This is a genomic window from Streptomyces sp. PTL18, assembly GCF_059510295.1.
This window is the reverse complement of sequence record NZ_JCAJZO010000118.1, coordinates 1-760: the sequence shown is the minus strand read 5'-3', so window position 1 is coordinate 760 and position 760 is coordinate 1. Positions and strand designations below refer to the sequence as shown.

The 760-nt window shown below is 67.2% G+C and carries 1 protein-coding gene and 1 pseudogene; both read left to right on the top strand.

Going from position 1 to position 760, the window contains the following annotated elements; genetic code table 11:
* Positions 1-293 (top strand): annotated as a pseudogene (locus tag AC5WS8_RS39240) (IS5/IS1182 family transposase); the annotation flags it as partial.
* Entirely contained in the window at positions 290-688 is a 399-nt protein-coding gene (locus AC5WS8_RS39235) for a hypothetical protein (RefSeq protein ID WP_496108250.1), read from the top strand. The pseudogene AC5WS8_RS39240 and the gene AC5WS8_RS39235, both read left to right, overlap by 4 nt.
* Positions 689-760 lie beyond the last annotated feature (72 nt).

The window sequence follows — 760 nt, the reverse complement described above, 5'->3', positions numbered from 1 at the left end:
TCGACCAGGGCTTCAAGAACCAGGTCGTCATGCATGGCGCCGGCCTGGGAATTGATGTCGAGATCGTCGCACGCAACCCGCAGGACAAGGGGTTCGTGCCGCAGCCGAAGCGGTGGAGGGTCGAGCAGACCTACGGGATCCTGATACTGCACCGGCGCCTGGTCCGCGACTACGAGCACCGCCCCTCCTCCTCCGCCTCCCGCGTCTACTGGGCGATGACCCACGTCATGACCCGACGCCTCACCGGCGCGAACGCCCCCACCTGGCGCCCGGCACAGGCGGCGGCAGCATGAATATCCAGCCCCTGCTCGATGCCCTGGACCTCCAGGAAGAAGCCGCCCGGGCCCTGGCCGACGACCTCCGCGCACAGATCGACGACCTGCAGACCCGGCTACAAGAGGCCGAGACGCACCTGGAGCACCTCACGATCACCCGCAAGACCGTCACCGGCCTCGCCGACCGGCTCCCCGCCGTCGCGCCGGAGCTGCCCGAGCACCCGGACTACCCCCGCATCCTCGCCGCCTTCAACCACGCGACCGGACCGCTTCGGGCCAAGGACGTCTGCGAAGCCCTTGGCCACGAGCTGCTGCCGAAGAACATCGAAGGCACCCGCGCCAAGCTGAAACGCCTAGTCAAACTCGGGATCCTCACCGAGGCCGACACCGGCAACTTCGCCAGGCAGCAATAGCCGACACACCCTCCACCAGCAGCCTTTCCCCACCTCAATCAGAAACGGACATCACCTTACGAACCGCCCACT